The organism is Schaalia naturae, assembly GCF_042665795.1.
GTDB classification, from domain to species: domain Bacteria; phylum Actinomycetota; class Actinomycetes; order Actinomycetales; family Actinomycetaceae; genus Pauljensenia; species Pauljensenia naturae.
On sequence record NZ_JBHTEF010000001.1, the window covers coordinates 1,988,804 to 2,002,389 of the forward strand.

Below are 13,586 nucleotides of genomic sequence, written 5' to 3' on the forward strand. Positions count from 1 at the left end.
GGCCCCTTTCCCCTCCTCCGACACCCGCCGAACCCGGAAAGGCCACACGACAATGGGACACTGGAATTTCCTCCTGGTCGCCGTCGGCGAGCTGTTCACGCCCCAGACCGCCGCCTATGCGCTGGCGACCCTGGGCCTGGCCGTCCATTTCGGCTACACCGGGCTCCTCAACTTCGGCCAGGCCGGGTTCATGGCCGTGGGGGGCTACGCCTTCGCCGTCGCCGCCGTGGCCTTCGGCCTGCCCTTCTGGGCATGCGTCGCGGCCGCGGTCCTCGGGGCCTGCGTGCTCGCGCTGCTGCTGGGGATCCCGACGCTGCGCCTTCGGGCCGACTACCTGTCCATCGTGACCATCGGGACCGCGGAGATCGTCCGCCTGATCGCGCGGTCCCCGGAGCTGGAGCGGTGGACCGGCGGATCGACGGGGATCAACCGTTCGGGCACCGGCTTCTTCGCGATGAACCCCCTGCCCGAGGATCTCTCGTGGACCATGGGCACCATCCGCTACAACGCAGACGCCCTGTGGATCCGGCTGGTCGCGTGGGGCGTCGTCGTCCTCGCGGCGCTGTTCATCTGGCAGCTCATGCGCTCACCGTGGGGGCGCGTCGTCACCGGCATCCGCGAGAACGAGGACGCCGTGCGGTCGCTGGGCAAGAACGTCTTCGCCTACAAGATGCAGGTCCTCGTCATCGGCGGGGTCCTGGCCGGGATCGGCGCGATCTTCGCGATCATGCCGACCTCCCTGCAGCCCGACAACTACGGCACCCAGACGACGTTCTTCCTATGGGCGATCCTGCTGCTCGGAGGCGCGGCGACCGTCATCGGCCCCGTCGTCGGCTCGATGATCTTCTGGATGCTGCTCGCCCTCACCGACGGCTTCGTCGCCCTGGGGGTCTCCACCGGCGTCCTCCCCTTCACCTCTCTGCAGTCCGGCCAGATCCGCTACATACTGGTCGGCCTGGCCCTCATGCTCCTGGTGGTCTTCCGCCCCCAGGGCATCTTCGGACGGAAGTCGGAGGTCCTGTTCAATGCCTGAGCCGTACATCCCGGAGCCCCCGGCCGCCCCCGAGCCGGCGGCCGCCGGCGGGGGCGCCGCCGGCGCCCACGCCCTGCCCGGCCCACTGTGGAAGGACGGGCCCGCCAGACCCGGCTGCGCGAAGGTCGATCCGATCATCACGGCGGACGCGGTGCGCAAGTCCTTCGGCGGCCTCGTCGCCGTCGACGTCGAGCACATCGAGATCCCGCGCCATGCGATCACGGCGCTCATCGGCCCCAACGGAGCCGGCAAGACGACGTTCTTCAACCTGCTGACCGGCTTCGACAAGGCCGACCGCGGCTACTGGGAGTTCGACGGCGCGCGGATCTCGGGCGTGCCGGCGTGGAAGGTGGCGCGCCGGGGGCAGGTGCGGACCTTCCAGCTCACCAAGGCCTTCGGCGGCCTGAGCGTCCTCGACTCGATGAAGCTCGGGGCCCGCGGGCAGCTCGGGGAGCGCTTCTGGGCCTCCCTCGTCCCGCCGCTGTGGCGCGCCCAGGAGCAGAGGATCGAGGAGCGCGCCCTTGAGCTGCTCACGCAGTTCACTCTCTATGAGAAGCGGAACGACCTGGCCCTGTCCATGTCGGGCGGGCAGCGCAAGCTGCTGGAGATGGCGCGCGCCCTGATGTCCGACCCGCAGCTGGTCATGCTGGACGAGCCGATGGCCGGAGTCAACCCGGCCCTCACCCAGTCGCTCCTGGGGCACATCGTGCGCCTCAAGGAACAGGGGATGACCGTCGTCTTCGTCGAGCACGACATGCACATGGTCCAGGCCACCGCCGACTGGGTGGTCGTCATGGCCCAGGGGAAGGTCGTCGCTGAGGGCGTCCCCGCCGAGGTCATGGCCGATCCCATCGTCATCGACGCCTACCTGGGCGCCAACATGGACCGCGACCTTCACGAGGTCGTCGAGCAGATCCGCTCCGAGTACGCCGCCACCCACCCCGCCGGAGGCCCCGATGACGCCGAATAGCCACGTCCTGAAGACGACCGACCTGGTCGCCGGCTACATTCCCGAGGTCGACATCCTCAACGGGACGAACACGTACGTCGACCGGGGCGAGCTGGTGGGCATCATCGGCCCGAACGGGGCGGGGAAGTCGACGCTCCTCAAGGCCATCTTCGGCCTGGTGCCCGTCCGGTCGGGAGCCGTCTCCCTCAACGGCGAGGACATCACGGGGCTGCGCGCCAACAGGTTGGTGGCGAAGGGAGTGGGGTTCGTCCCGCAGACGGAGAACGTCTTCGAGTCGCTCACCATCGCAGAGAACCTGGAGATGGGCTGTTACCAGAGACCCGCCCTGCTCGACGAGCGGCTGGAGTTCGTGGTGTCCCTGTTCCCGGAGCTGGGCAGGCGCCTGGGACAGCGTGCCGGTTCCCTGTCCGGCGGGGAGCGCCAGATGGTCGCCATGTCCCGCGCCCTCATGATGGACCCGCATGTGCTGCTGCTCGACGAGCCCTCCGCGGGGCTCTCGCCCGTGCGGCAGGACGAGACCTTCCTCAACGTCGCGCGCATCAACGCGGCGGGGGTCTCGGTGATGATGGTCGAGCAGAACGCCAGGCGGTGCCTGCAGATCTGCGACCGCGCCTACGTCCTGGACATGGGGCGCGACGCCCACGTCGGGCCCGGCCGGGACCTGCTCGCCGATCCCGCGGTCATCCGCCTGTACCTGGGCACCCTCGCCGAGGACCACAGGGCCGGCTGAGCGCAGTCCGCCGCCACCGCCGCGCGCGTCGCGGAGCCGACGATGCGGCCCGGGAGGGGGCGTCCGTGCCGCTCGCCCCCTCCCGGGCTCGGCCCCGCTGGTGGGCGGGGCCGCCGATCGCTCAGCTCAGCGACCCCTCGACCCCGTCCACCCACTCGGACTCGTTGCCCGAGGTGTACTTGTAGATCGACACCGTGGCCTCCGTGACGTCTCCGGCCGCGTCGAAGGTGACGGGACCGGACTGGCCGTCGTAGTCGACGTCGGTGCCCGCGGCGATGAGGTCCGCGCACTCGGCGAACGTCGCGCACTTCGTGCCGTCCTTGGAGACGGACTCCAGATTGTCGCGGATCGTCGTCCCGTCCGCGGCCCCGCCCTGCAGGGCCGCCAGGGCGCTGAGGATCACCGCGTCGTAGGACTCCGGCCCGTAGGTGAAGACCTGCAGTTCCTCCCCGCCCTGGGACTTCACCAGATCCTGGAGGCGTGACTGGAGGTCGTCCGACGCCTTCACCCCCGGGCTGGAGAACTGGGCGCCCGCGATGTCGGGCTCGTCGCCCGGCTGCATGAGCCCGTAGTTGCCGTCCGTGCCGTAGACGTTCGCGAAGTCGTACCCCTCCGTGGCCAGGTTGGAGAAGATGACCTTCGACTCCTCGAACCCGACGACGACCACCGCGTCCGGCCCGGCGCCCAGGATCTGGCCGACCTCGGAGGTGAAGTTCGACGCCGCCGGATCGTAGGTGATGTTCGCCGCGACGGCGACGCCCGCGGCCTCCAGGGTCTTGGCGATGTTCTCCGACAGCCCGATCCCATAGGGATCGTTCATGTAGAGGATGGCCACGTTGGTCTTGCCGTCCTCGATGATCTTGTTCCCCAGGATCTGTCCCTGGAGGACGTCGGAGGGGGCGGTGCGCCAGTAGAACCCGTCGTCGTCGTAGTCGGTGAAGTCCGGGGACGTGTTGGCCGGGGAGATCTCCACGACCCCGGCCTGCGTGATCTGGTCGATGATCGTCATCGACACTCCCGAGGACGCCGCGCCGATGATCGTCGAGACCCCCTGGGAGAGCAGGGAGGTGGCCGACTGCGTGGCGATGTTCGTCGTCGTGTCCCCGGAGTCGGTGTGCGTCACCTCGATGGTCAGGCCCTTGGCGGCGTCGTTGATCTCCTTCACGGCCAGGTCCACGCCGGCGATCTCGGGCGGTCCCAGGGTCGCGAGAGACCCGGTCTGGGGCAGGATCGTGCCGATCGACAGATCGAGCCCGCCGGAGTCGCCGGCGGCCCCGTCGCCCGAGGCGGCGTCGTCCGACGAGGACGACCCCCCGCTGGCGCAGGCCGCCAGCGCGAGAGCCGCGACCGCGCCGAGGGAGGCGGTTCGCAGGAGGGAGCGCGCCGCGGGGGGACCGACATGTCGTTGAGTGTTCATGGGGACTCCTGTGGATGGTTGTGACGGGGAGCCGTGCGGAGACAGGGAGCCTCGGAGGCCGTGTCGACCAGCCCGATGTTTGACTGGCTCTTGACTCACACAATATGTAGTCTGTTCCGATCCAACAAGATTCATTGACTATCGTCCACATTGCGGATGAGACGCGCCGCCCGCGGCAGGCGCCCGTGATCACCCGCGACAGCAGTTTGTCTCGACATCGAGTATCTTCACTGCATGGGGATCTCGGTCGAGGACGAGCATGGGGACGAGGTCGACCGCATCGTGGCGGCCTGGCATCTCGAGCGCCCCGACCTGGACACCGCGCCGATGAGCGTCCTCTCCCGCGTCACCCGCCTGGCCAGGCGCCTGGACCTGGAGCGCCGTGCGGCCTTCGCCGACCAGCACCTCGAGCCCTGGCAATTCGACGTGCTCTCCTCCCTGCGACGGGCGGGAGAGCCCTATGCGCTGACTCCCGGCGCGCTGATGAACGAGCTGATGGTGTCCTCCGGCACCACGACGAACCGCATCGACCGCCTGGAGCGGGAGGGGCTCGTGGTCCGCTCCCCCTCGCCGGAGGATCGCCGCACCGTCTTGGTCACGCTCACCGCCGCTGGGAGGACGCGCGTCGACACAGCCCTCATCGCGCTGCTGGAATGCGAGACCCGCCTGCTGTCCCCGCTCACGCCCGAGGAGTCCCACCGCCTGGCCGGCCTGCTGCGCGCCCTGCTGCTCCCCTTCGAGCGGCCGAGGACGGCGGGTCCACCCCGCGGGTGACTCGGCGCCGACGTGATATATCTGGAGGGTAGGCACTCGAACCGCCCACGCCCCCGACCAGGAAGACGCCGATGGCCCTCCCCCCGTCCGACGAGGACGCCGCCCTGTCCATGCGCGGCCTGCTCAAGGTCTACGGCAACCTCGTGGCCGTCGCGGACCTCAGCCTCGACATCCCCACCGGTTCGTTCTACGGCATCGTCGGCCCCAACGGCGCCGGCAAGACGACCATGCTCACCATGGCCACCGGCCTGCTGCGCCCGGACCGCGGCACCACGCTGGTCCACGGCGTCGACGTGTGGACCTCCTCCCGCACCGCCCGCGCCCGCGCCCGCCAGCTCCTGGGGGTCATGCCCGACGGGATGCGCCTGCTCGACAAGCTGTCCGGCCCGGACTTCCTCACCCACGTCGCCATGCTCCACGGACTCGACCGCGACACGGCCCGCGAGCGCACGACCGAGCTGATCGGGGCCTTGGACCTCCAGGACGCCGCCCACACCCTCATCGCCGATTACTCCGCCGGCATGGTGAAGAAGGTCGCGCTCGCCTCCGCCCTGATCCACGGGCCCCGCGTCGTCGTGCTGGACGAGCCCTTCGAGTCCGTCGACCCTGTCTCCTCGGCGAACATCCGCCAGATCCTCCAGGACTTCGCGCGCCGGGGCGGCACCGTCATCCTCTCCAGCCACGTCATGGCCACCGTCCAGAAGCTGTGCACCCACGTCGCCGTCATCAACCACGGACGGGTGCTCGTGGCCGGCACCACGGAACAGGTCGCCGCCGGTCAGGACCTCGAGGACCGCTTCACCCAGCTCGTCGGCGGGCGCCACCAGGACGAGGGGCTGTCATGGCTGGGCAACTGATCCGGCTCAAGCTTCGCGTCCTGTGGAACACCATGACCCGGCAGGTCTCCACCACCGTCGGGATCGTGCTGGGCCTGCTGTGGGGCCTGGGCGTCGTCGCCGGGATGGCGGCGGGCGCGATCGCCGGGGTGGTGACGGGCAGCGCCGGCACGACCGGAGCCCTGATGGTGGTGGCCGGCGCGCTCCTGGTCGTCGGGTGGGTGGTCGTTCCCGTCCTGTTCGCCAGCATCGACAACACGCTGGATCCGCGCAGGTTCGCGCCCCATGTCGCGCCGACCGCGCGCCTGGCTCTCGCCCTGGTGCTGGCGACCGGAGTCGGCGTCGGCGGCGCGCTCTCGACGTTGGGCGCCCTCATCCCCGTCGCGGCATGGGCAGCGGCGGGGGACGCGGGGGCGGCGCTGGCCGCCCTGACCGGCGCGCCCCTCGGACTGCTCGCCGCCTTCACCTGGGCGCGCGTGGGGACCACTTGGCTCGGCGTGCGCCTGACGTCGACGTCGTCGCGGCGCGACCTCCTCAGCATCGTCGCCTTCGCCCTGTTCATGGGCGTCGTCACGCCCATGGGACTGTGGATGCGAGCGCTGGGATCCGAGCTGTCGTCGTCGGCCGTGACCCGCGTCGGACGGATGGTCGCGTGGACGCCGATGGGCGCGCCCTGGGGCATGGCCCTCTCCGCGCATGAGCGGCAGTGGGGCCAAGTCGCGGCCCAGGCGCTCATCGCGCTCGCGGCGTGCGGGATCGGCCTGGCCGTATGGCTGCGGGTCCTGCCCTCCGCGATGAGCGGCGTCGCGCGCCGTCTGCCGCCCCGGATCGACGAGGCCGTCGCCGCCGGCCGCGCTCTCATCGACCCCGACCTGGATGGGGCCGGACGCCCGCGGGGCGGCAGGGACGCCCTCGTCGATTCCCGCCTGCGCGCCGGGGGCGGCGGGGGGCGCGGCGAACGCTGGCTCCCCGGCGTCGAGCGCTGGCAGAGGCTGGGCCTGTCCGCGCCGAGCGCCTCCCTGGCACAGCGCACGTCGGTCTACTGGCTGAAGGACCCGCGCCTGTCCACGTCGCTGGCTTCCGGCCTGCTCTTCCCCGTTCTCGCGGTCGTCATGTCCCGCGCGGGGCAGGCGGACGGATCCAGCCCGGGGGCCTCGGGCCTGTTCCTGCTGTTCTTCGAGCCCGTCGTGCTCGGGGGGTCGTCGGGGCGCTCATGCAGTACGACTCGACGGCCGCATGGCTGCCCATCGCCTCCGGGATGCGGGGGAGCCAGGAGAGGCTCGGGCGGCTCGCCGGCTCCCTACCCCTCATGCTGGCGGTCACCATCGGCTCGGCGGCGCTGGCGGGGGTGTTGATCGGCCTACCGGGGCGCGGGACCCTGCTGCTGAGCGCCGCGATGGTGGTTCTGCTGGCGGCGGCGTGCGCGATCTCCCTGTTCGTCGGGGCGGGCTGGGTGTACCCGGTGCAGCCGCCTGGGACATCGCCGATGTCGACGAAGGGGACGGGCCAGATGACGGTGACGTTCCTCATCCAGTTCCTGGTCTGGATCGGCGGGGCGATCGCCGCCGCGCCCGCCCTCGTGCTGCTCGGCTTCGCGCAGTGGTCGGGATCCGTGCCGGCCGCCATGGCCGTGCCCGGCGCGGCCGTGTGGGCCGTCGTCGTGCTGTGGGCGGGGGTCGTGTCCGCCGGGCGCCTGTGGGACGCGCGATGCGTCGAGGACCTCACCGCGATCCGCTCTTGGCCGGGCCACTGAGGGGCGACGCCCGCCCGGCATCGTGGGATCCGCCTCGGCGCCCCTCGTCGGGATCGCCGGGGCGGGCCTCACGTCCGCGGCCGGAAGGCCTCCGGCGGCGGGTCACCGGGCCTGGTAGGTCAGGCACTGGGCGGAGTCGGCGCCCACGCGGACGGCCTCGGCAGAGCACTCGAGGTTGTCGTTGAAGACGCAGTCCGCCTTCGAGCAGGCGCCGACGAAGGCCGTCACCCGGTCCAGACCGCCCCGCACCCCCAGGGGGATGAAGGTCGTGCAGGAGGCGGCGGGGCCCGAGCCCATCGTGATCGCCGCTGCGCTGCAGGCATTGTCCTTGTTGTAAGAGCAGACCTCGACCGAGCAGTCGAGGATGCGAGGCATTTCCGTTGCGACTGACATGTGCGTCGTCCTTCCCATTCCGTCGCGGGCCCGGCCCGCGCGCCGAGGACCCGTCGGCTCGGATGCGGCCACCTTCCCCCACTGGTCGAAACGTCGTCCACTGGACCCATGTCTACGCAGGTCAGAACCTTCTCGGTCTCGGATGTGACCGGCGGCATATCCACAACGCGGGTGTCGCTGATCTGCGGGCATTCGGCAACGGCGATGTCCGCGAATGAGGCGACACGCCGGGGCGCGTCCACTTCCGGATCACCTCGGCCCCGCCGATCGGCCCGACGGCGCCGATCACCCGTTGACGCCGTCGGCAGACCCGCGCCGAAGAGGCTCCGGCACCCCCGGATCAGACTCGGACCACGATATATTGTGTCCATCAGCCAACGAGAGCACTGGATCTAGTGGGTGCCGCACGACGAGGGGAGCAGCCATGGCCATCGGGTTCGTCAGTGCAGGGGTGCGGGATCGCCGCGGGACCCTCGGCGAGGAGCTCGATGCCCTCTCCGGGGCCGGGATGACCGATCCTGCCGCGACACGCCCGACCCTCGACACGGTACCGCCGTCTCTCACCGTGGTGAAACGGGACGGCCGACTGGTGGCCTTCGACCGCGAGAGGATCGTCGCTGCCATCACCGCTGCCTATCACGGTATCAAGCAGAGGGTCACCCCCAAGCGCAGGCAGGTCATCGAGGGCATTGTCGACCAGATCGTGGCTGGGCTCGCGCAGGGGCGGAGCGGTCCCGTGCGCATCGACGAGATCCAGACCCTCGTCGAGCGCTCCCTGGTTGACGCCCACGAGTACGACGTCGCCCAGTCGTACACGTCCTACCGGCTCCACCGCGATATCGAGCGGACGAAGGCCGGCGATGTCCGCGAGGCCGTCTTGCGTCTGACGTCTCGAGATGAGTCCCTGGTCAACGAGAATGCGAACAAGGACAGCCGCGTGTTCGCCACTCAGAGGGACTTGTTGGCGGGCTCCGTGTCCAAGGCGACCGCCCTGTCCCAGCTGCCGCCCGACGTCGCGAACGCGCACCTCAAGGGGCAGATCCACTTCCATGATCTGGACTACTCGCCGTTCACGTCGATGACGAACTGCTCTCTGCCCGACTTCGCGGATATGCTCGCCAACGGGTTCGAACTGGGCAACGCGAAGATGGAGTCTCCCCGCTCGATTGGGACTGCCGCCACGCAGATCACGCAGATCATCAAAGATGTCGCGAGCAGCCAGTACGGCGGGCAGACCGTCAACCGGGCCGACGAACTCCTCGAGCCCTACGCCCGTCTCGACTACGCCAAGCATCTCGACATGGCGCTCATCGTCATCCCCGAGGCCACCGGCGTCCCAGCCGCCGAGAGGATCGTCGCCGCGCTCAAGTCGCGCGAGCCGGGGTGGCTGCACATCGAGGACCGCGCTCCGTTGCCCGACGACGAGCCCTTCACCCGGGACGCCCCGCGCCTGGTCCAGCTGCGCGAGGTCTACGCCAAGATGCTCACCCGCAAGTCCATCTACGACGCCATGCAGACCCTGGAGTACCAGATCAACTCCAACAGGGTCAGCAGCGGCCAGACCCCCTTCGTCACGGTCGGCTTCGGCTTGGGCACCTCCTGGTTCGCCCGCGAGATCACGCGCGCCATCTTCCTGATCCGGATCCGCGGGCTGGGCCGCGAGCAGCGCACGGCCATCTTCCCGAAGCTCACCTACGCCATCCGCCACGGCGTCAACGCGGACCCCGGGGACCCAAGCTATGACCTCAAGCAGTTGGCGCTGGAGTGCTCCACGAAGCGCATGTACCCCGACGTCCTGTTCTACGAGAACATCGAGAAGATCACCGGCTCCTTCAAGGCCCCCATGGGCTGCCGGTCCTTCCTCCACGCCTGGACGGACCCCGAGACCGGGGAGGACGTGGAGGAGGGGCGCATGAACCTCGGTGTCGTCACCATCGACCTGCCCCGAATCGCGCTCGAGTCCCACGCGGGCAAGGACCGCTTCTGGGAGATCTTCGAGGAGCGTGCGGCCCTGGCGCACAAGGCGCTGCGGTTCCGCATCGACCGCTGCAAGCAGACCGAGCCGGTGGCCGCCCCCAGCCTCTACCAGTTCGGCGCCTTCGGGCGGCTCGGGCCCCACGACGACGTCGACCAGCTCTTCAACCGGAAGCGTGCGACGATCAGCCTCGGCTACATCGGCCTGGCCGAGACGGTCGCCGCCTTCTACGGCAAGGACTGGATCCGCGATCACGACTGGGATCCGGAGGGGCGCGAGTTCGCCCTGTCGATCGTGGCCCGCATGCGCGACCTGTGCCGGGAGTGGGAGGCGGCCGAGGGCTACCACTACTCGGTGTACTCCACGCCCGCGGAGTCCCTCACCGACCGCTTCAACCGCATGGACACCGAGGCCTTCGGCGTCGTCGACGGCATCACCGACCATGACTTCTACACGAACTCCTTCCACTACCCGGTGTGGCTCAAGCCCACCCCGATGGAGAAGCTCGACTACGAGGTCGACTTCCCCCGGTACGCCGCGGGCGGCTTCATCCACTACTGCGAGTTCCCCTCCCTGCAGCAGAACAGGAAAGCACTGGAGGCGGTGTGGGACTACGCCTACCGGATCGGGATCGGCTACCTGGGCACGAACACGCCGATCGACCACTGCTACGTCTGCGGGTTCGAGGGCGACTTCGAGCCCACCGACGAGGGGTTCCGCTGCCCCGAGTGCGCCAACAGCGACCCTGACAGGTGCGACGTGACGAAGCGGACCTGCGGATACCTGGGCAACCCGGTCCAGCGTCCCATGGTCCACGGCCGCCACGAGGAGATCACCCACCGCGCGAAGCATGTGTCCGGCCTGACCGGGCACGTCACCCTGCCCGACGGCACGACCCGCGAGTGGACGACGGGCCAGCCGTCATGATGAGCTCGGATCTTGGCCCGGGTATTCCCTACGCCGGCTCCGCCAACCCCGGGGCAGGCGGGTGGGACGGTCGGCGCCTGTCCCAGGGCATGATCGCCGACTACAAGCCCTTCGTCATGACCGACGGGGAGGGCATCCGCTGCTCCCTCTACGTCAGCGGATGCCCCTTCCGGTGCGACGGCTGCTGGAACTCCTCGATCTGGACGTTCCTGGCAGGCCAGCCCTACACCCGCGAACTCGAAGACCGGATCCTTTCCGACCTCGCCCATCCGGCCGTCCAAGGACTCACTCTCCTGGGCGGGGAGCCGATGCTCAACACGCCCATGCTGATCCCGCTGGCGCGGCGCGTGCGTGCCGAGTTCGGAGCGGCCCGCGACATCTGGTGCTGGACCGGGTACACGTGGGAAGAACTCGCACGCCCCGGAGAGACCCCCGACAAGGCGCGGCTGCTGTCCCTGGTCGACGTCCTCGTCGACGGACGCTACATCAAGGATCTCGCCGACTCACGCCTCCAGTTCCGCGGATCCTCCAACCAGCGCGTCCTCGACGTGACAGCCAGCCGCCAAGCGGGGCGCCCCGTCCCGTGGCCGCGCCTTGACGACCTCACCCGCCGCATCCCCGAGATCTACACCAAGGAACGCCTCGCCGGCGAAGGGGCCGCCTGAGCGGCTGCATGAGCGTCGGTTTCGCCCCACAACCGATGTGCAGAATACTGGACACCCCGATAGAAGTAAAGTATTCTGTACTTCGGTGGGGAAGTCCGGTAAACCAGACCTCACAGGAGTTCGCATGCTTGCCACGACCACGACCGACGTGGGGGCCATCATTGCGGGGGAGCGTCGGGCCCAGGGGCTGACTCAACACGACCTCGCCCAACGTATGGGCGTTTCCCGCGGTTCCGTCATCGCCTTGGAATCACCCAACGGCAATCCCCGCCTCACTACGCTCCTCAGGGCCGTCAGCACCCTCGGATTGCGTCTCGACATCAGCAGTGACAGCTCATTGGCCGACCTCGAGGAGCTGATGAATCTTGGCGTCCACTGAGGAGGTCCTGGACATCTATATGTCCGGACGGTCGCGCTGAGACAACAAGGCCTGAGACGGGGAGACACGATAGGCGTCGGAATCACCCTCCCGGCTCCTGCCGCCCGCTCCCGATGTCGAGTGCTCGCGAGCGCCCGTCGAACTGAAGAGTCGCCGTCCGATCCGCGTCGTCGAACGAGAAGGCCAGCGGAACCCGGCCCGATGCCCAGGACGGGACGCTGCCGTCGTACTGCCGGGACCACTGCGCCCACCCGGGCACGTCCGACTGCCACAGCAGCGTCGCATGCCGCACATCGATTCCGAGCAGAGTCAGGGAGTCCGGGTCCGTCTTCGGCGCAGGGCCGGCGGGCCGCGCCCACGTCGGGTCCTTGTCTTCCGATGGCTGAGCATGGCAATCCTGGACCACGACGAGAACCTCGTCGGTGGCGATCCACTGTCCACGGTCGTCATGGGCGACGCGGCGTTCGCACAGGCCGTCGTCCCCGACGAACCAGGTCTCTCCGGTCGAAAGGTTGCGTCCATGCACGCCATCGGGCGTCTGGCTGCGCGCCGTGGCCGCCTCCTGGGCATTCTCGGGGGGACCGTCGAGCCGGGCGCCCGTCGCCAAGTCGAGCCATTCCGTCGCCTGGCCGGCCGCGACGAGCACATTCCCGTAGGTCTCGAGCTCCGGAGAAGCCTCGCTGTCCGGTGAAGCGTCGATCCCGAGTCTGTCGAATTCGCTCTGGTCGAGCGAAGCGATCACCGCACCCTGTTGGGAGTCCAGGAGGGCGAGCCGGGAGCGCGTCGGCGCCGACTGCACGAGCAGGACGGCCGTCGTCCCACCGGTTCGGGACCTGATGAGGGAGGGCCGATCCGCCCCCTTCCAGGACATCTCCCACGATGTTCCCTTCTCGGACTCCCCGCGCACAGTGGCCATCTTGATGGGCGAGTCGGTGGCCGACGAGGCCACTGCCGTCACCGCGTCCTCCGATGCGACGTGCCACGTGGTCTGAGCGGCATTGGGACCCATCACGATCATCACCGGCAGCGCCATCACCGACACAGCCAGAGCGCCAACGAGGACGACGGGATGACGGACGGAAGCACGGTTACGTCCCTCTCGTGGGGGAGGCACCGGCGCGGAGGGGAGAAGGGCAGCGGCGAGGGCAGCGGCGAGGCACAGCGTCGCCATTCCCGCCCATCCCGGGTAAATCGCCCAGCGTTCTCGAAGGGAATGCCAGAGCACATACGCCACCCGGATCGCGCCGACGCCGCACATGAGCAGCGTGAGAACTCGGGCGACCAGCATCAGGCGGCGCCTGAGGGCGTCCGCCATGCTCACATGGCGGATGCTCCTCATACGGGATACAGCCAACATCAGCGCTCCGCCGATGAAGATCGCCGTCACGATCGGCCACGTCTGTCTCTCCGGGAAATCGCCCCACACCGGATCCGGAAAGCCATCGCGCCACGGGTCGGAGAACCAGTCGACGGCGGAGCCCACGAAGTAGACGAAGACGCACGATCCCCATAGCGCGACCGACACGAAAGCACGGACGTGATCGCCACGGCCTCCACCTTCTGCGTTGTCCATGTCCGTCAGCCTCGCGCTGGAAGAGAGCAGATGACGTCCGGTCGATGCTCAAAATATCATGAGACAGGCTTCATCCAATGAAGATGCGCCCAGCCCGAGGTTGAACGCCTCAGTCGGCCCGATACGGCGCTGATCGCTCACCGAACCTCGGGGCGGGCGCG

Annotated in this window: 13 protein-coding genes; 10 read left to right on the forward strand and 3 right to left on the reverse strand. The window is 69.2% G+C overall.

Annotated elements, in window-relative coordinates:
* Nucleotides 1-52 precede the first annotated feature (52 nt).
* From ACFQWG_RS08890 to ACFQWG_RS08900, 3 genes are read left to right on the forward strand one after another with little or no spacing between them, the layout of a single operon-like run.
* Nucleotides 53-1,033, forward strand: coding sequence for a branched-chain amino acid ABC transporter permease (locus tag ACFQWG_RS08890; RefSeq protein ID WP_380974533.1), 981 nt, complete (start codon nucleotides 53-55; stop codon nucleotides 1,031-1,033).
* Nucleotides 1,026-2,003: an ABC transporter ATP-binding protein gene (locus tag ACFQWG_RS08895; protein WP_380974535.1), complete on the forward strand. Its 978-nt coding sequence runs from the start codon at nucleotides 1,026-1,028 to the stop codon at nucleotides 2,001-2,003. The genes ACFQWG_RS08890 and ACFQWG_RS08895 overlap by 8 nt, the downstream gene beginning before the upstream one ends.
* The gene (locus ACFQWG_RS08900; protein WP_380974538.1) at nucleotides 1,990-2,733 is read left to right on the forward strand and encodes an ABC transporter ATP-binding protein; all 744 of its coding nucleotides are present in this window, start codon (nucleotides 1,990-1,992) and stop codon (nucleotides 2,731-2,733) included. Before ACFQWG_RS08895 ends, ACFQWG_RS08900 begins: the two co-directional genes overlap by 14 nt.
* A gap of 121 nt (nucleotides 2,734-2,854) precedes the next feature.
* Here ACFQWG_RS08900 and ACFQWG_RS08905 read toward each other — a convergent pair whose 3' ends face one another.
* Nucleotides 2,855-4,150, reverse strand: a complete 1,296-nt coding sequence (locus tag ACFQWG_RS08905; protein ID WP_380974540.1) for an ABC transporter substrate-binding protein — start codon at nucleotides 4,148-4,150, stop codon at nucleotides 2,855-2,857.
* Nucleotides 4,151-4,384: 234 nt separating this feature from the next.
* Between ACFQWG_RS08905 and ACFQWG_RS08910 the strand changes: the two genes are divergently transcribed.
* The 4 genes from ACFQWG_RS08910 (at nucleotide 4,385) to ACFQWG_RS08925 (ending at nucleotide 7,513) form a co-directional block, all read left to right on the forward strand.
* Nucleotides 4,385-4,924: a MarR family winged helix-turn-helix transcriptional regulator gene (locus tag ACFQWG_RS08910; RefSeq protein ID WP_380974542.1), complete on the forward strand. Its 540-nt coding sequence runs from the start codon at nucleotides 4,385-4,387 to the stop codon at nucleotides 4,922-4,924.
* A gap of 71 nt (nucleotides 4,925-4,995) precedes the next feature.
* On the forward strand, nucleotides 4,996-5,781 hold the full coding sequence (locus tag ACFQWG_RS08915) for an ABC transporter ATP-binding protein (RefSeq protein ID WP_380974544.1): 786 nt from the start codon (nucleotides 4,996-4,998) through the stop codon (nucleotides 5,779-5,781).
* Nucleotides 5,766-7,115, forward strand: coding sequence for a hypothetical protein (locus tag ACFQWG_RS08920; protein WP_380974546.1), 1,350 nt, complete (start codon nucleotides 5,766-5,768; stop codon nucleotides 7,113-7,115). The genes ACFQWG_RS08915 and ACFQWG_RS08920 overlap by 16 nt, the downstream gene beginning before the upstream one ends.
* Nucleotides 7,070-7,513, forward strand: a complete 444-nt coding sequence (locus ACFQWG_RS08925; protein ID WP_380974548.1) for a hypothetical protein — start codon at nucleotides 7,070-7,072, stop codon at nucleotides 7,511-7,513. Before ACFQWG_RS08920 ends, ACFQWG_RS08925 begins: the two co-directional genes overlap by 46 nt.
* A gap of 102 nt (nucleotides 7,514-7,615) precedes the next feature.
* On the opposite strand, the gene ACFQWG_RS08930 is transcribed toward ACFQWG_RS08925, so the two are convergent.
* Nucleotides 7,616-7,906 carry a DUF1540 domain-containing protein gene (locus tag ACFQWG_RS08930; RefSeq protein ID WP_291498340.1) on the reverse strand — a complete coding sequence of 97 codons (291 nt, stop codon included), beginning with the start codon at nucleotides 7,904-7,906 and terminating at the stop codon, nucleotides 7,616-7,618.
* 424 nt (nucleotides 7,907-8,330) lie between these two features.
* Here ACFQWG_RS08930 and nrdD point away from each other — a divergent pair, with 424 nt between their 5' ends.
* The 3 genes from nrdD (at nucleotide 8,331) to ACFQWG_RS08945 (ending at nucleotide 11,852) form a co-directional block, all read left to right on the forward strand.
* Nucleotides 8,331-10,808: an anaerobic ribonucleoside-triphosphate reductase gene (gene nrdD / locus ACFQWG_RS08935; protein ID WP_380974550.1), complete on the forward strand. Its 2,478-nt coding sequence runs from the start codon at nucleotides 8,331-8,333 to the stop codon at nucleotides 10,806-10,808.
* Nucleotides 10,784-11,473, forward strand: a complete 690-nt coding sequence (gene nrdG / locus ACFQWG_RS08940; RefSeq protein ID WP_380974552.1) for an anaerobic ribonucleoside-triphosphate reductase activating protein — start codon at nucleotides 10,784-10,786, stop codon at nucleotides 11,471-11,473. Before nrdD ends, nrdG begins: the two co-directional genes overlap by 25 nt.
* Nucleotides 11,474-11,597: 124 nt before the next feature.
* Nucleotides 11,598-11,852, forward strand: a complete 255-nt coding sequence (locus ACFQWG_RS08945) for a helix-turn-helix transcriptional regulator (RefSeq protein ID WP_380974554.1) — start codon at nucleotides 11,598-11,600, stop codon at nucleotides 11,850-11,852.
* Nucleotides 11,853-11,934: 82 nt separating this feature from the next.
* Here the strand turns inward: ACFQWG_RS08945 and ACFQWG_RS08950 are convergent, their stop codons facing one another.
* Nucleotides 11,935-13,425 (reverse strand): hypothetical protein, encoded by a 1,491-nt coding sequence (locus tag ACFQWG_RS08950; protein WP_380974556.1) that lies wholly within the window; start codon nucleotides 13,423-13,425, stop codon nucleotides 11,935-11,937.
* Between the last annotated feature and the right edge of the window lie 161 nt (nucleotides 13,426-13,586).